Origin of the sequence: Gordonia ajococcus (assembly GCF_012974285.1) — a bacterium.
Lineage (GTDB): Bacteria > Actinomycetota > Actinomycetes > Mycobacteriales > Mycobacteriaceae > Gordonia > Gordonia amicalis.
The window spans coordinates 70853-87689 of sequence record NZ_CP052884.1; the positions used below are offsets into that span (position 1 = coordinate 70853).

Here is a 16837-nt window from a genome sequence, read left to right on the forward strand (position 1 = left end):
ATCGCGTGGGCGGTGGCGGCGAAGCCGGCGACATCGTGGTGCCGACACTCGGGACCGGTTGCGACAGAATGCGTGATGGCCTCGTGGCCGGAAAGGCAGGCACTGAATTGTTGCCTTCGTTGACCCTGAGCGACTCCCGGCGAACCCGCTGGTCGCCTGTCCCACTTCGATTTCTGGGTGTCGCACTCGCCGCGGGACTGGGACTGACGGCGTGCAGTGCCGACGACCCGGCGGTCTCGGGTCCGGTCAAGACCCAGGCGACCGAGGAGGTGCAGTACCTCGACGACGTCACCATCCACCGGATCGAGTACCCGACACCCAGCGAGGCCGACAGCGATCAGAACTGGGCCGAGTTGTACCTCCCGAAGGGCGAGCAGCGGGTCGACTCGATCCCGCTCGTCGTTCTGATCCACGGCGGTGCCTGGCAGAGTGCGTTGGGCGCGGACATCTTCGATCCGCTGGCTCGTGATCTCGCCGAGCGCGGCATGGCGGTCTACAACGTCGAATACCGGCGGGTGGGTTCGGGCGGCGGCTGGCCGACGACCTTCCGCGATGTCGCGAGTGCGCTCGACCACGTGTCGGTGGTGGACAAGCAGTTCCCGCAGATCACCACGGATGACGAGCTCGTCGTCGGACACAGTGCCGGCGCTCAACTCGCGGTGTGGGGTGGCACCAGGCACAAGCTGGAGGACGACGAGGTCGGTGCGCGGCCGGTGTTCCGGCCGACCCGGGTGGTGTCGCTCGCCGGACCTCTCGACATGGTCTATGCCGCAACACATGGCGACGATCGGATCGTGACCGCCCTGGGTGGCTCGCCTCGTCAGGTGCCGAAGCGCTACACCATGGTCGACCCGATCCAGAACATCGATCCGACGACACCGGTGGTGGCCGTACACGGCACCAAGGACCGCATGGTCTCGCCGGTCAACTCGAGCCGCTACGTCGATGCCGTCGTGAGGCAGGGTGGTCAGGCCGAGGCGGTGCTGATCCCGGGCGGTGACCATGGCTCGGTGGTGACCTCGACCGCGCCCGAATACCCGCAGGTTCTCGACATCATCACCGGCGTCTCGGCGGCAGACCTCGATGACGTCGATGACGTGATCGACTGACGCAGCGACCACGGACCTCCGATTCGACTTCGGCCCGGTTGCATGAACTTTCGCTCGATGAGGTGCCCACCCTCGCTCTCTGAGGAGCCCACCTTTGCTCCCTGAGGTGCGAGGAGCGTTAGCGAGTGGTGCCCACTTGCTCCCTGAGGTGTGAGGAGTGTTGGCGGTGAGTGGCCACTTGCTCTCTGTGGTGTGAGGAGCGTTAGCGAGTGGTGCCCACTTGCTCCCTCAGGTGTGAGGAGTGTTGGGGGTGTTTGCCCATCTGCTCCCTGAGGTGTGAGGAGCGTTAGCGACGAGCCTCGAAGGGCCGGTGACCGTCCCTCGCCACGCTTGCTTCACACGCGCGGGTATGCGGCGGCGAGCATTATCGAGGCGAGGGTGGCTTCGGCGTCGGAGGCGTTGCGTAGGTCGATGATCTGGCGCAGCTGAAGGCGCGACTGATCGCCGGACGCCTCATCGGGCCCGTGGATTTCGGTGCGCACCTGTTCAAGGTGCTCGATGAACCGTCGGGGTATGTCGGGTCGCCGGTTCACACGTTCGGGGTTGGGTGGCGCGCCGGGTTCGGCGTTGAGCCGCCAGACGCAGCGGCCCTCATCGGGCCCTTCCCGGACCATCCGGGTGGTGAACTGTCCGGGCTGGTCGCCGACCATGCGATTGTGTTTCGGGCAGGCCGGGGCGAGGTCGGTGATGTCGGTGAGGCCACCCAGACCCCAATCGAGTTGGGCGTGGTGCATTTCCACGTGTGCGGCGGCTATGCCGCAGTCGGGTGTGGAGCAGACCTCGCCGTCGGGTCGGGCGAAGGACACCAGTCGCTGTTCGCGGGTCGCCAGCCGTTTGCCGCGGCCGAAGTAGAGCGGGACGGCGGTGGCGTCTTTGAACACCGCCAGCCAGGGTTGGGCGTCGGCGGCCATGTCGATGAGGTCGGGGATCGGGATCAGGGTGCCGGTGGCGGTGGTGGCGAACCCGGCTTCGCGGACCAGATCGTTGAGGTCGGCTTTGACGATCACCTGTATCGGCAACCCGCGGTGACTCTTGCCGAGCAGGCCGTCCTCGAACACAGCCTTCAGCAAGGCGTTGAACGCGTCGTGGTTGCGCTGCGCATCGCTGCGATCATCACGTGCGGCAGCGGCTTCGACCATCTCGGGGTCGGCATTCTCGATCGACCCGTGCGGTGATTCGGGGTCATCGGGGTTGTTCATGCCGGGTTTGGCCCACACGGCGAGCAGCATGGTGATCCGCGCGAGGAGTTCGGGTGTGAGGTCGGCGGACATCTTGGCGGTGCCGTCGGCGCGTTGCCGGTTGACCGACAGTTTGCGACGGCGTTTGCGGTCGGTGTCGTCGGCGAGTGTTCCGTCGGGGTCGAGGTGGGCCAACAGGCGGGCGCCGAGGGCGGTGATGTCGGCGGGGGTGTGGTCGACGGCGATTTCGGCCATCTGTCGTTCGGCGGCGATCTTCACGTCGTGGTCGACGGCGTGCGGGATCTGGTCGAGCACGTCGAGTACCGCCCGGATGTGGGAGGTGTTGATCTTGCCGTCGGCCAATGCCTCGGCCAGAGCGGGGTGTTCGGGTTCGAGCGGTTCGCCGGTCGGGCTGAGGTGGGTGGCGGTCGCGTGGCGTTGTTTGGTGCGGCGCATGGGGTCGGCCACGCGCAGGCGGTGGGTCATGAACTGGGTGATGCTGCGGTGCCCGGTTTTATGGGGCAGGTCGCGGTCGGCGATCTCGACGATCTGCCGGTCGCCGGCGAAAGTGAGTCGGGCGATGGCGCGTTCGGTGTCGGCGGCGACGTCGACGAGCTCGGCATCGGAGCATTGTGTCAGGTCGACGGTCTGCAGCTCGGTGGTGATCCGGTGTAGTTCTTGCACGAGTTCGGAGGCGCGGGTCGACGGCACGACGTCGGAGTTCGAGATCTCGGTCAAGACGGTCACCCCCCGATGCCGCTGGTGCGAATGTATGTTCGAACTCGACTGTACTCGCTATTGCGTTGTGGTGCAACGAGAATCCGGACGGCTCACCGCCGAAGAACTTGTCGGTGGGTTGGTGTAAAGGGATGGAATCCCGCTACCGGCCTTTACCTCAAGGAAAGAGGATCGACCGGAACACCTGCGGAATGCGCGACCATCCCGGCCGTGCCGCGTAGTGGGTGAGGGCTTCCGACGCAGAATTGTTCGACTTCGAGGTGACATAGACCGGCGACGCCGGGGCGATGGTCGATTCTCCGCCCAACCACGACCGCGGGAAGGGGCGGAAGGAACCGTAGACCACCGATCTCTCCGGGTTGGGAATCAGCAATCCGTTGTGCACCACGCCGATTCCGCTGCCCACGTCGTCCAGGGTGTTTCCCGGGTAGGCGCCCCAGCTGAGCGTCGGCGACAGAAACGCGAACGCCGCCCAGCAGTTCACCCCGATCGCTCCGTAGTGCAGCTCGGCGAGCGACTCCTCGAGACGGGGCCCGAGGTCCTTGCGATCGCGTGGGGCGATGATGACACTGGCGCCGAGCTGGCCGTCGAGCCTGGTGTTCGCGAAATGCACGGCGTCGCGCAGGAATGCGGCTCCGGTACCGGGTAACTCGGTGTGTCCCAACACCAGGGAGAAGAACTCCGTTGTGTACATGGCGTCGGATGTGGAGTCGTCGACCTGGACGAGCAGTCGGCCACCGTGGTGTTCGGCGTGCGGATACTCCTGCTCGGCGAGGCTCATCTTGCGGTCGCTGCCCGGATACCACGGTGCCCGCGGTGGGATCTTGTCGAGGAGTGAACGGATCGCGTCGAGGAACTGCGAACGTTGGGGCCACGACGAGCTCAGGATGAGCGACTGACCTGCGATGCAATTGTGTCCGGCATTGTGGATTCGTTGAGTGACAACATGTTCGGCCTGGTACCTGATGTCTGCATCGGACCACTTGCCGGGAACGACGATCATCGGTGACACGCCACCGAGTTCGCTGGTGATCGGCTTGGTCAACAGCGGGGTTCCCTCGGCTCGACGCCGTTCCCCCTCCTCCCCGGGACCCCACACGATCGCGTCATGCGCGGCACGGCTACCGGTGATGTGCACATGGCTGATGCCTGGATGTGAGGTCAGATACTCGCCGGTCTCGATGTCGCCGTTGACGATTCGCATCACGTTGGCTTCGATGAGCGGCGCGAACGCCTCGAAATAGATCCCGTGTAGATCGCGAAAGGTCGGATTGAGTTTCAGGATCGACGCCCGGTTGTACGCCACGAGTTCGTAGAGCACGTCATAGGGCCCGATCAGCGTGGCGTTTCCGGCCCCGAGGACGAGGCCGACTCCGCCGGAGTCACCCGGGGTGAGGGTGCCGAGACCGGCGCCGGCGCGGACTTCGCCGAAGCCGACCCCGGTGGCATCCAGATCTCGCCGGCCAGACCGTTGAACAGCAGTGCTTCCTGCAGTCCGAGCGGCATTGCCTTGAAGGTCAACCGCCCGCCCGGTGCGCTGCCGGTGCGGATGCCGTCCACCGGGCTCCCTCCGGCAGCGACCACGCGTAGGGTCTTCGCGAGCCTGGTCAGCCCGGCCATGATGATGTACGGACCGGACAGCCACTCCTCGCCACGCACCGATGGGGGAGTGGACTTGATGCGGATCGCGACCTCCGCCCAGCGTCGACTGACCTTGTCGACGGCCGTTCGCGTGCGTAGGAGCAGATCCGCGCGTTCTTCGAGCGGCATCGCCGTCCAGGTGGCGACGCCCTGCGCGAGCTCGTCCAGCATGCCGTCGAGTTCGGCATGCGCCGGCGGAGAAACCCCGGCCGTCATGACGTCCAGTGTCGCACCGCGCGTGGTGGGTGGCCAGACCGACGAGCGAATTCCTCGGCACGGGTCAGCCGCCGGAGACGATGCGTACGTCTGGTAGGTCTTTATCCAGACCCACCGATCGAAGGAGATCTCCATGGACGTCGCAGGCAAGGTTGCCATCGTCACCGGCGGTGGGGGTGGGATCGGTGGTGCGCTCGCGCACGCCCTGGTCGAGGCGGGCGCGAAGGTCGTGGTCACCGACCTCGACGCGGCGTCGGCGGACAGTGTCGCAGATGCACTCGGCGACTCCGCCGTCGCGATCGCCGGTGATGCCTCGAGCGACGACCACATCGATGCGGCCGTCCGCCTGGCCGAGTCCACCTTCGGGCCGGTCGACCTGTATTTCGCGAACGCCGGTATCGGACGTGGTGGCGGCCTGGACACCGACGAGGCGATGTGGGATCTGGCGCTCGACGTCAACCTGCGCAGCCACATCCGGGCGGCGCGTCGTCTCGTGCCGGAGTGGGTCGAGCGGGGCGGCGGATACTTCGTCAGCACGGCGTCGGCTGCCGGACTGCTCACCCAGATCGGCAATGCGCCGTACTCGGTCACCAAGCATGCCGCCGTTGGTTTTGCCGAGTGGCTCAACATCACCCACGGCGACGACGGTGTGCGGGTCAGCTGTCTGTGCCCGATGGGCGTCGACACCAAGCTGCTCCGGCCCGAGGACGACTCGGCCACGCCGGACCAGAAGCTGATGCAGAAGGCCGTCGAGACCGCCGGTGAGGTCCTGACCCCGGGTGCGGTCGCCGCGATCGTGCTGGAAGCCGTTGCCGACGAACGATTCCTGATCCTCCCGCACGCCGAGGTGCTGGACATGTACCGGCAGAAGGGCGCCGACTACGACCGCTGGCTGCGCGGTATGCGCCGCTACCAGCGATCCCTGGCCTGAGGCGCTACTCGAAGTACCGGCGCGGAACGTCGACGAGCATCGTCGTGATGTCGGCGTCGCTGACGCCGCGTTCACGCAGCGCGGGCAGGACGTCATCGCTGATGTGGCGATAGTTCCACTTGGGCAGCGCCTGCTTCTTCGCCTCGTGGTCGAACCAGTCGATGAAGCACGACGCGTCGTGGGCGAGTGCCATGCGGTCGGCGTAGCCGCGCTTGCACAGTTCGGCGACCGTGTTCACGCGGTCCTCGAACGGCAACAGCAGATCGAGACCGAATCGGTCCATGCCCAGGATGGAGCCGGCGTCGGCGATCTTCATCAGGTAGTCGAGGTCGACGCTGTCGCCGGAGTGGCCGATGACCACCTTCGTGAGATCGGCACCCTCCTCGGCCAGCACCCTCTGTGCCACCAGACCCGACTGGGTGTGCGGGTTGGTGTGCACGGTGATGGGTGCACCCGTCTGCGCGCTGGTCTGCCCGACGGCTCGCATCACGCGTTCGACGCCGGGCGTCAGGCCCTGCTCCTCGATGGCGCACTTGAGGAATGCGGCGCGTACGCCGGTGTCGGCGATGCCCTCGGTCAGGTCCTTGGTGAACAGATCCACCAGCGGTTCGGGTACGTCGAAGAGCAGGCCGGGACCGGCGTAGTGGAACTGGAAGGGTATGTCGTTGTAGGTGTAGAGCCCCGTCGCGACGACGATGTTGAGGTCGATCTGCTCGGCGATCCGCTGGATGCGCGGAATGTACCGGCCGAGACCGAGAACCGTGGGATCGAGGATGGTGTCGATCCCGAGTTCCTTCAGTTCGGCAAGGTCGTGAACGGCCTCGGCGACCTTCGCGTCCTCGTCCCAGTCGTCCTGGTAGTTCTGCCGGAATTCCTCGCCGACGATGAAGACGTGTTCGTGCACAAGCACTTTGCCGAGTTCGGCGGAATCGACCGGGCCTGCGGCGGTGTGGACGGTGGCCACGAGAACCTCCTCGCCGGGTCGCCTCGTTGCGCACCCGCTGGGCCGACCCTAACCGACCGACCTCGGGCCTGTACGACGTTTCGACGGCACTCGAGACGTAGAGCGATGAGTTCCGGATGGGCGGCTGGTCTGTCATCGTGACGACAACGCAGTCCCCGCGAGCACAGGAGCATTCCGATGGGAAAGATCCACGTCCACGAATTCATCACCCTCGACGGCAGTTACGAGAACCCCGGTTTCACGATGCCGTACGGGTTCACCGACCGGATGAGCGAGGTGGTGGGCGGTTTCACCGGCGCGTGCGATGGCATCCTGTTGGGCCGCAAGACGTTCGAGATGTTCGGACCCGCCTGGTCGAAACGCACCGTCGACGACGACCCCGGTGCGCCGTTCTTCAACGAGACCACGAAATACGTCGTGTCCGGCACGCTCGACGAGGCGACGGGCTGGCAGAACTCCGAGGTCATCGGGGCGTATGACCCGGAGAAGATTCTGAAGCTCAAGAACGAACACGACCTGTACATCAGCGGCAGCGGCACTCTCGTCCGAGCTCTGCTGCACGACAAGCTGATCGACGAACTCCACCTTCTCGTCTACCCGGTGGTGCTCGGCACCGGCGCACGCCTCTTCGACGGCCTCGCCGACCTACCGCTCACGCTGGTGGAGACGGAATCCTTCGACAACGGCGTGGTGCACCTGTCCTACTCGTCCACCGGCGAAGGCGTCAGGTGAGTTCCATCGCGCTGAGGAGCAGCTGCGCCACCTCGGCGTAGGCGCGGTGCTCCGCCTCGCAGAACGCGATCTCCTCGTCGCCGAGTTCGGCCTTGCGGGCCGAGGCGAGGTTGTCCATCCACTCGCGCATCTCGGCGGCGCAGATGTCGAAGAACTCGTGGACACGTTCGGGATCGCGCCGGCACGCGATGAGCACGGTGGTCGGGGACAGCTTGTTCCCGGGCTTCTGGTTGACGCGCAGCAGCGCCAGCAACGCTCCGGGAAGGCGTTCGCCGCGACACCGGTGTGCGGCTTTCCGGCCGCCCTCCAGACGGGCGATCATCTCCGCGCGGGCCGAGCCGGCGAACTCGTCCCAGCGGCGCAGCGCGGCGTCGAGATTGGCGGGGCTGAACACGGCGACGTCGAGGCGACGTTGCGCGTACACGAGGCCGTTGCGGACGACCACGGCGATCTCCGGCCAGCGCGGCGAGAACTCGGAGACGAGCATCCCGAGGACCGACGGGGCCGGCACCGCCGAACTCAGAATCGTCACGATCTCCAGCGCGCGTGCGTCGCGCGTGGGCCGGAGGAGCGACGTGCCCGACGACCGCAGGAAGATGGCCTTGCGGGGGCTGATCACCACCGGCCGGCCCGCTGCCGCCATCGCCGCCCGGACGAGCTCGACGAGATGGTCCTTGGACTGCGGCACGACCCCGGTCTCGGCCGGTGCGTCGAGCGGATGGGCCAGCGAGGCGAAGCGGATCGTGTCGGCATTGGTGGTCTCCGGGTCGAGCGCGTGCGCACCCAACTCGCGGCCGTGACCGTCGGCTCCGGAGGCGTGGTCGGTGGACTCGGCGTCGGCCGAACCCGACGTCAGTTGATGCCGGGAGTAGGACGGGTCGCCGATGCTGACGAAGGACGGGTGGATGACTCCCCAGACCTCGCGGAGCGCTCGTACCGCCGCCCGGGCGAGGTCACCGAAACGGTGGTCGGCGACCTCGTAACAGAAAGCGCTGCGACCCTCGAGCCGGCACCAGCCCCGGTCGACGATGAAGGTCGCCTGCCGCATCCAGCGGTCCTTGTCGGTCCACGTCAGATCGCCCGCGGAGATGGTGCAGCGCAACCGGTCCTCGTCGGCGACCGCAAACGTCATCCGCCTGCGCCAGCCACCGGCCGCGGCCTCGACCACGGTCAACGACTGACCGGGCGCCAGCTGCGGCACGCGGTCCGCGAGGGTGTCGGTGAAGTCCCGCCATGCCGCCTCGACGACGGCATCGAAATCGGGGGACATTCGCACTCCTCAAGCTGGGGTCCTCGTGAATGACGGCCGCCGGCGAACCCGCGGAACTCGAATATTACGACGCCTTCCTGACACCCGGGTGAGATCTACAGCCGAGAGGAATGCCTCCTCGATTCGTCCCTCGCCGCTTCGGGGCAGTCGGATTCGCGGTAGGCCGAATGCCAGGGGAGTCGACGGTCGAGGTAGTCCGCACAGGTCAGCCGCGAGTGTCGTGGTGTGAGACCGGTCAGCGACTCCCACGTCACCGAGTTGACGATCCGAACGGCGGCCGACCCCATGCGGGTCGGGTGCCACGTGTCGGCGGACTCGAGCGGACCGATCACCCGGGCGACCGCGGTGCGCGGTGGGGTGCGGGCCTGCTCTGCCCGCGAGATGTCGCAGAGGACGCAGGTACTCGCCGACGCGTGGTGGCGGCGTCGTGCCCAGGATTCGGCCCGCATCGGAATCACCGTGAGTTGCACGAGCGTTCCGCGCGGATCGGGTCCCCGGCTCGTGTGGGTCGACGGCGCGACCAGTTGCCGGTGACCGCCCGTACCCGTCCGGTACGACGCCAGGGTCTGTTGCGTGGGCACCTCGATGTAGTCGTCGGTGTCGAAGTCGGGCGTGCCGGTGAACACCTTCCCGCTGATCGCGTTGACCCCGTCCACGCCGATCATCACCAGGAACGGGTGCTGATGCGGCGAGGAGAAGTCGATCCACGTCGCTTCGGACTGCCACATCGGGATCACGGCGTCGGCGTCACCCGTCGGAGAGCCCTGCGCGAGACGCAGCGTGGTGTCGGCGGTGAGTCCGGCCCGTTCGGTCAGATCACCGGCGCGCAGTGTCCGGGGAAAGGTGACATGCAGACGGGCGTCGGATCCCAGCTCGGGGAAGGTGAAGGTCAGCGTGCCGTGATCGGTGGTGAGGGTCATGCAATGCTCCGATGGAATGCCCGGGCGGGGTCGCGCGCAGGAGACCCCCTACCGATATAGCTCACGCACCACCGTCGCGCCCGCGTACGGAACCGAAATCCTCCGGATGGACTACCCGGAATGCGCCAGGTGGGGAAGCGGTGTCGTGCGCGCGGTCACTTGGCCGTCGGGCGACTGTCGGCCGCGTCGTCGGAGAGGACGACGACACGGAGCGCGGCGCGCAGATTGTGGGTCGTCGCACGCCAGGCGTCGGCTTCATGACGGCATGCGTCGGCTTCGGCCGCATCGGAGGCCGCAGTCGCGTCGGCCGCCGAGCGTCGCCAGCTGAGGTACTGCTCCTCACAGGTGTGGATGAACGAGAGGATGTCGGCCTGGTTGTACCGGCAGATCTTCGCGACCTCGCGGGCGCTCAGCGACCGGCCGTCCGGGTCGAGTTCGAGCAGCGTCTGCAACGCATCCGGCAGGCGTTCCTCGGTCTCAGGACGAACCGGCGTCGCGCTCTGCGTGATCTGCTCGATGACGTTGGGCGCGCAGTCCGCGAGGAAGCTGAACCACTCGGCGAGCGCAGAACTCAGGTTGTGAGGGTGGAAGACCGCGCATTCGAGGGTCAGTGTCGCGAACACCTCGTTCTGGAGGAGGTGCACCCGGACCGCAGAACCCATCGTCGGCTGGGCCGCGACGATGTCGGCCGCACGTCTGCGGTCGGTGATGTCACCGGCCAGGCGCGCGAAGAACTCGAGACGGGGCGCGTCCGAACGGGGGCTCAGCCACGACGAGACGGGCTTGGTCGGAAGGGCGATGTCGCCGTCGGCGTCGGTCTGGATCCGGCAGCCGGTCAGGTCTTCGAGCGAGCCGACGAGCAGCGCACGCAGGTGATCGTCGTCGAAGGGCTGGACGGCCACCTCGATCTGCGGCTCGGCACGTGCCGCGGGAGAGTGGTCCAGGAAAGCCGGATGCACGACCTCCCAGACCTGACGCAACGTGGCCACCGTCGCGTGGGCGAGTTCGTCGACGCGTCGGCGGCCCACCTCGTAGATGTGGGTGCGGTTGCGCAGCCGACGCCAGCCGAGCGCCTCGAGCATCTCGAGATGCTCGAGGAAGTACTCCTCGGTAGGGTGCAGATCGGTGTCGTCGATGGTGCACCGCAGGCGGTTCGAACCGGTGAGGGTGAAGCGCAGTCTGCCGTGAGGACCTTCGGGGATCAGGGGGTCCAGCTGGATGGTGAGCGTCGAACCGGGGGTGAGGTTGGCCAGGCGGTCGCCGACGTGAAGCTGGAATGTGCGCCAGGCGTCATCGATGTTCGAGTCCACGGTGAAGTCGGTTGTCATGTCGACTTCCTTTCTCGTGCGCTGCGATCGAGAGCGCCCAGTGCTGCGGGGAAAACGTGCGTCGGGTTGCGGTCGGTGTCGGTGCGGGACGAGCAGTCCGGATGAGCCGGCTCAGACGATGACCGACCGCGAACCTCTTCGGCACCAGGTTAGGTGACCGGGGAGACATTGTTGGTCGGTTGATCAGACCTGATGCTGGAACCGTACCGCGCTCGGGGTCACCCGGCTGACTCAGCAGGCGGTCATGCCAGGAACGCGGGCATCACAGCAGGTCAGAGCAGGTCGACTTTCATGCGGCCGGCGACGAGTAAGGCACCTCCGCCGGCGGCTCCGGTGCCTGGCCGGACTCCTCGGGTGGCGGGACGTACTCGCTGGTGGTCGGTTCGGTGGTCGTCGGTGTCTCGGTATGGGTTTCCGCCGGTGGCGGAGCCTCGTAGGTCGACGTGTCCGCCGGCGGAGCCGACCTCGGGATCTCCGGCGGTACGGCGGTCTGGGATGCGGGGCTCTCGGATTCGGACTTCGGGGACGCGGGATTCTCGGACGAACCGGACGACGGCGCCTCGGCCGGACCCGATGCACCGGAACCCGGCTGCTCCGACGAGTCGGAGGCGGGTGCGACGGCCGGCAGGCCGTTGTCCTTTGCGGCACGCTCTACGACCGCCGGCGCGGCGGCCGGGTTGCCGGCCTCGAGCAGTCCGTTGCGTTCGGCGTCCTCGTCGGTGCCCGCCGCGAAGGGTGTGTTCAGGTCAGCCGGAGTGGGCAACAGTTCGGAAAGAGGTGGCAGTCCCGACAGATCGAGCAGTCCGCCCATCGTCCGAGGCAGGATCTCGCCGGTGAGGAAGTTCAACAGCTGCAGGACCGACCCGCTCGTCCCCGCGACCGGTGTGGGTGCGCCCGGAACGATCATCGACGTCCGGCTGCCCGCGGTGACGTTCTGGTTGTTGTAGGCGATGCGGGTGACCTCGCGGCTCTGGTAGCCGGGCCACGGCTGACCTTCGAGCCGGTAGCCGCCGAGGGGTGCCGAGACCGGTGGTGCAAGGGGATTGCCGCTCGAGCACATCGTGCGCGGAACGCCCGCTGCGTCGACGTACACCGATGTGCCGCGCTGCAGGACCGATTGGAACGGTTCTGCCCGCCCCGACGTGTAGGTGTGGTTCGTGACCCAGGTGTCGGCGGTCAGGACCACCGGGGTGAGGGTGTTGAGGTAGTGCGGGATCGCGGCGGTGCTGATCCCGAAAACGCTCGTCCAGGCGGCGGCCGTCGCCGGATCGGCCATGAGCCGGTCGCTGAGTGCCGCGGTGTCGCACGCGGAGGTGTCGCCGGTCGCGTACAGACCGGCCTCGGTGCCGTTGACCGCGCGGCCACCCATGTCAGGGGCCCCGACGCTCGCCGAGAGTGCGACGTTCCCCGGCAGGTTCCCCGCACCGGCGACGAGCACCGGGTCGGTGAACGGATCGATGCCGGGATCGTTCGCCGCGGCCAGCGTGAGGCCGGGTACGTAGATGTCACCCTTGCGGGCTTTCACGACGAAGACGATCCCGGCGGCGAGCACCAGGGCCAGGACGACGACGATCGCACCGAGAACGAGTGTGAGGGCCCGCCGGTTCTGGGGCTGTGGAGGGATCGCACCGAACGGCGTCGAGGGATGGATCGGGAAACCGGGCGGATAAGTCATCGGGGCGAACTCCTCTTGCCGACGCGCCGGCGACAACGGACGCGGTCGTGGCGGGCGGAGGCGCTCGCCGACTTCGAGTATCAGCGGCGCGTCGGACGCCAGGCAAGGCCTGACCAGCGAAGATCGGTCATCTGCGGCCAAATCTCGACCGTTCGGACCACTCGGTGTAACACCGCGATCGGCGGACCCGACAAACCGGTCTGGATCCGGGGGACAGGCGTCCCCCTCAGATCCGCCCGAACACCATCGAGTCGTCGATCTTGCTGATGCGGTGGTCGATCGCGTCGCGGTAGTAGTTGTGGCGGACCTTCCAGTGCCCGCTCGTGCCCGACTTCGGCAGCGCGTCGGGCGACCGTTCGACATAGCCGGCCTTGAGGTCCCACAGCGGTTGCGACGCCATCGGTTCCGAGCCCAGATGCGGATAGGCGTGCGTGTAGCCGTTCTCCCGCATGTACTTCACCAGGTTCGCCACCGACCGCGCCGTCATGTCGGCGCGCAGCGTCCACGAGGCGTTCGTGTAACCCACCGACCAGGCGAGATTGGGGACGTCCTCGAGCAGGTGGCTCTTGAAGACGAAGCGGTCATGTGGCTTCACCTCGTCACCGTTGACGCGCAGGCGCGTGCCGCCGAACCCGAGCAGCTGCAGACCGGTGGCCGTGACGATGATGTCGGCGTCGAGATGCCGTCCCGAGGTCAGGCGCACGCCGGTCTCGTCGAAGCGGTCGATGTGGTCGGTGATCATCTCGATCGATCCCTCGGTGATGCCGTTGAACAGGTCGGCGTCGGGAACCAGGCACATGCGTTGGTCCCACGGGTTGTAGGTCGGGTTGAAGTGGACGTCGACCGGATAGTCCTCCGGCAGGTTCGCGGCGACGTTGGCGCGGATCAGTTTCCGGCCGAGCTTCGGGAAGCGGTGGGTGAGATGCACGATCGCCGCGGTCTGCGTCGCATAGCGCAACCGGATCGCCCGGTGGGCGGCGGCGGGCGGCAGCAGTTTCTTGAGGGCCGGTGCGAGGTAGGCCTTCTGCTTCGACGAGAAGATGTACGACGGTGAGCGCTGCAGCATCGTCACGTGTGCGGCCTGGTCGGCGAGGTTCGGGATGAGGCTGACCGCCGTCGCGCCGCTGCCGATGACGACGACGCGTTTGCCGCGGTAGTCGAGATCCTCCGGCCAGTGCTGCGGATGGATGATCTGCCCGGTGAAGTCCTCGGCGCCCGCGAACCGGGGTGTGTAGGGCTGGTCATAGTCGTAGTAGCCCGTCGCGAAGACCAGGAAGCGGCAGCGGTAGGTCTCGGATCGCTTGTCCTCGCCGTCCCCGACCTCGACGCCCAGCGTCCAGGTGTCGGTCGACGAATCCCAGTCGGCGGTCAGCACATGCTGTGAGAACCGGATCTGATCGGCGATGCCGTACTTGTGCGCGGTGTGCTCGATGTACTTCCGGATGTCGGCGCCCTCGGCGAGCGCACCCGGCTTCCGCCACGGCTCGAACGGATAGCTGAGCGAGTAGATGTCGCTGTCGGAGCGGACGCCGGGATAGCGGAACAGATCCCAGGTGCCGCCCACCCGGGCTCGTCGTTCCAGGATCAGATAGTCCGCGTCCGGGTTCTGCTCACGCAGACGATAGGCGCAGTCGATGCCGGACAGTCCGGCCCCGATGATGATGACGTCGCGCACGCGGTTCTCGGTGTCGCTTGCCGATCGGGTGGCTTCGGTGGCGTCGATTTCGGTCACAGGGACCTCCTCCGTGGGATGCCTCGGGTGGTGTCATCATGCAACACTTGTCATCAAATGTGAACGGAATCACACCGACTGCCACGACGATAGGCCTTCGGCCGACAACCCGAGGCCGGGGGGACGGCACATGACGCAGGACAAGCCCACTTACTGCCGGATCTGTGAGCCGCTCTGCGGGATGATCGCCACCGTCGACGGTGATCGGCTGGTCTCGCTGCGGCCCGACAAGGACCACCCGCTGTCGAAGGGGTTCGCCTGTCCCAAGGGCATCGCTTTCGCCGAGATCGTCAACGACTCGGATCGTCTGCGTCATCCGCTGCGCCGACGCCCCGACGGCGACTTCGAACAGATCTCCTGGGACACCGCCCTGGCCGAGATCTCCGACCGTCTCCGCGAGGTCCAGCGCGCCCGGGGCAGCGACGCCGTCGGCTGGTACTTCGGCAATCCCGCGACGTTCTCCACCGGGCACGTCCTGTGGGCGGCGGTCTTCATGAACCTGCTCGGGACACCGCATGTGTACTCGGCAGGATCGCAGGACGTGAACAACCGCTTCGTGGCGAGTCACTTCCTGTACGGCAACCCCGTCGCCGCTCCCATCCCGGACATCAACCGGGTCGACTACCTGATGATCATCGGCGCCAATCCCGTTGTGTCGCACGGCTCGGTGATGAGTTCGCCACGCATCCGCGAGGGGCTCAACGCGATCACCGGGAGGGGCGGCACCGTTCTCGTGGTCGATCCTCGGCACACCGAGACCGCCCGCGAATTCGATTGGCTGCCCATCACCCCCGACACCGATGCACTGTTCCTGCTGTCGCTGCTGCAGGTGATGTTCGACGAGGGATCGGTCGACGAGGAGCGGTTGCGGCGCCGGGCGCGCGGGGTCGACGAACTGAAGGCGATGGTGGCCGGCTATGCGCCCGAGGTGACCGCGGCCCGCACCGACATCCCGCCGGCGAGGGTCCGGGAGATCGCCCGGGCCCTGGTCTCGACCGAACGTGCCGCCGTCTACGGACGCGTAGGGACGTCCCTGGGCCGGACGGGCACGCTGACGACCGCACTGCTCGACATGGTCAACCTCGTGGCCGGCAATCTCGACGTCGTCGGAGGGTCGATGTTCGGCGACCTCGGTGTCCCCGGACAACGACTGGGTGTGGCTGCACTCCAACGAATTTCGAGCTTCGCCTGGGCTGGTCGGCGCAGCCGCGTCGGGAACCTGCCCCAGGTGTTGGGTACTGCGCCGGCGTCGTTGATGGCCAAGGAGATCACCACGCCAGGAAAGGGACAGTTGCGTGCGCTGTTCGTCAGCGCGGGCAACCCGGTGCTCTCGGTACCCAACGGCGACGAACTGCGCGCTGCGCTCGACGAACTCGATCTCCTTGTGTCGCTGGACATCTACCGAAACGAGACCAATGCCCACGCCGACTACATCCTGCCGGCCACCACGATGTACGAACGCGAGGATTTCCTGCTTCCGTTCCAGGCGCTGTTCACGACGCCGTTCAAGCAGGCGACCGAGGCGGTGATCCCGCCTCAGGGCGAGGCGCGTGAGGAGTGGACGGTGATCAACGAGCTGATCGGAGTGCTGTCGAGGCGGAATCCGCTGCTCGGTGCGTTCCATCTCGTCAACGTCGTCACGCGACGTCTCGGACGGCCGGTGACCCCGCGCGTGGTGTCCGACCTGGTGATCCGGATGGGCCTGGGCGGTGATCGATTCGGTCTACGACGTGACGGGGTGACCTATCGCAAGCTCGTCGAGAGGTTCCCGCACGGGATCGTCGTGGCCGACGGTCTCGCTCCCGGGCAGCTGCGCAAAACGGTGACGTTCGCGGATCGGCGGATTCGGCTGGCGGCGCCGGAGTTGATGGACGAGGTCGAGCGGCTGACCGTCGACCCGGACGAGCAGTATCCGTTGCGGCTCATCGGTATGCGGGAGATCCGCTCGGAGAACAGTTGGCAGCACAATGCGCCGATGCTCCTGCGCGGAGGCCGGTCGCACGCGGCCCGGATGCATCCCGATGATGCGACCCCACGCGGTCTCGGAGAGGGTGACCTGGTGACCGTCGCGTCACGTCACGGCCGTATCTCGTTGCCGGTGACGATCACCGAGGACATCAAGCCGGGTGTGGTCGCGATCCCACATGGCTGGGGGCACAACGGTTCCGGCGGTTGGACCCGTGCGAACGCAGCCGCGGCGAACGACCTCGGTGCCGGCGGGGTGAATGTCAACGCCCTGATCTCCTCGGAGCCGGCCGATCTCGAACGTCTCGCGGGTATGGCCAACATGACCGGGGTGCCGATCCAGGTGTCGGCACTGACGGCCGATCGCGCCGCCGACGAGATGGCCGAATACTGAACGCACACACGACGGTTCCCTGGACGAGCGGCGTGCTCATCCAG

13 protein-coding genes are annotated in these 16837 nt (G+C 66.9%); 4 read left to right on the forward strand and 9 right to left on the reverse strand.

The window, feature by feature from the left end; translation table 11 throughout:
* The first annotated feature begins 203 nt into the window (after positions 1-203).
* Positions 204-1109, forward strand: coding sequence for an alpha/beta hydrolase family protein (locus tag GAA2_RS00310; protein ID WP_024500045.1), 906 nt, complete (start codon positions 204-206; stop codon positions 1107-1109).
* A gap of 335 nt (positions 1110-1444) precedes the next feature.
* Here GAA2_RS00310 and GAA2_RS00315 read toward each other — a convergent pair whose 3' ends face one another.
* The 3 genes from GAA2_RS00315 to GAA2_RS22980 form a co-directional block, all read right to left on the reverse strand.
* Positions 1445-2998 carry a DUF222 domain-containing protein gene (locus tag GAA2_RS00315; RefSeq protein ID WP_410471361.1) on the reverse strand — a complete coding sequence of 518 codons (1554 nt, stop codon included), beginning with the start codon at positions 2996-2998 and terminating at the stop codon, positions 1445-1447.
* A gap of 184 nt (positions 2999-3182) precedes the next feature.
* On the reverse strand, positions 3183-4346 hold the full coding sequence (locus GAA2_RS00320) for an aldehyde dehydrogenase family protein (RefSeq protein WP_236577730.1): 1164 nt from the start codon (positions 4344-4346) through the stop codon (positions 3183-3185).
* A gap of 14 nt (positions 4347-4360) precedes the next feature.
* Positions 4361-4882, reverse strand: a complete 522-nt coding sequence (locus tag GAA2_RS22980) for a hypothetical protein (protein ID WP_236577731.1) — start codon at positions 4880-4882, stop codon at positions 4361-4363.
* Between the two features lie 133 nt (positions 4883-5015).
* Between GAA2_RS22980 and GAA2_RS00325 the strand changes: the two genes are divergently transcribed.
* The gene (locus GAA2_RS00325; protein WP_024498923.1) at positions 5016-5813 is read left to right on the forward strand and encodes an SDR family oxidoreductase; all 798 of its coding nucleotides are present in this window, start codon (positions 5016-5018) and stop codon (positions 5811-5813) included.
* A gap of 4 nt (positions 5814-5817) precedes the next feature.
* On the opposite strand, the gene GAA2_RS00330 is transcribed toward GAA2_RS00325, so the two are convergent.
* Positions 5818-6777, reverse strand: a complete 960-nt coding sequence (locus tag GAA2_RS00330) for a phosphotriesterase (RefSeq protein ID WP_024498924.1) — start codon at positions 6775-6777, stop codon at positions 5818-5820.
* Between the two features lie 177 nt (positions 6778-6954).
* On the opposite strand from GAA2_RS00330, the gene GAA2_RS00335 reads away from it, so the two are divergent.
* On the forward strand, positions 6955-7509 hold the full coding sequence (locus GAA2_RS00335) for a dihydrofolate reductase family protein (RefSeq protein WP_024498925.1): 555 nt from the start codon (positions 6955-6957) through the stop codon (positions 7507-7509).
* Here the strand turns inward: GAA2_RS00335 and GAA2_RS00340 are convergent.
* The 5 genes from GAA2_RS00340 to GAA2_RS00360 all read right to left on the reverse strand — a co-directional run bounded on the left by GAA2_RS00340 (position 7502) and on the right by GAA2_RS00360 (position 14434).
* Positions 7502-8779: a TY-Chap domain-containing protein gene (locus GAA2_RS00340; protein ID WP_024498926.1), complete on the reverse strand. Its 1278-nt coding sequence runs from the start codon at positions 8777-8779 to the stop codon at positions 7502-7504. The genes GAA2_RS00335 and GAA2_RS00340 overlap by 8 nt on opposite strands.
* Positions 8780-8874: 95 nt before the next feature.
* On the reverse strand, positions 8875-9699 hold the full coding sequence (locus tag GAA2_RS00345) for a hypothetical protein (protein WP_024498927.1): 825 nt from the start codon (positions 9697-9699) through the stop codon (positions 8875-8877).
* A 155-nt stretch (positions 9700-9854) separates the two neighbouring features.
* Positions 9855-11027, reverse strand: coding sequence for a TY-Chap domain-containing protein (locus tag GAA2_RS00350; RefSeq protein ID WP_191834645.1), 1173 nt, complete (start codon positions 11025-11027; stop codon positions 9855-9857).
* A gap of 289 nt (positions 11028-11316) precedes the next feature.
* On the reverse strand, positions 11317-12702 hold the full coding sequence (locus GAA2_RS00355) for a DUF6777 domain-containing protein (protein WP_006438449.1): 1386 nt from the start codon (positions 12700-12702) through the stop codon (positions 11317-11319).
* A 226-nt stretch (positions 12703-12928) separates the two neighbouring features.
* On the reverse strand, positions 12929-14434 hold the full coding sequence (locus GAA2_RS00360; RefSeq protein ID WP_006438450.1) for a flavin-containing monooxygenase: 1506 nt from the start codon (positions 14432-14434) through the stop codon (positions 12929-12931).
* A gap of 130 nt (positions 14435-14564) precedes the next feature.
* On the opposite strand from GAA2_RS00360, the gene GAA2_RS00365 reads away from it, so the two are divergent.
* On the forward strand, positions 14565-16793 hold the full coding sequence (locus GAA2_RS00365) for a molybdopterin-dependent oxidoreductase (protein WP_006438451.1): 2229 nt from the start codon (positions 14565-14567) through the stop codon (positions 16791-16793).
* Positions 16794-16837: the final 44 nt, after the last annotated feature.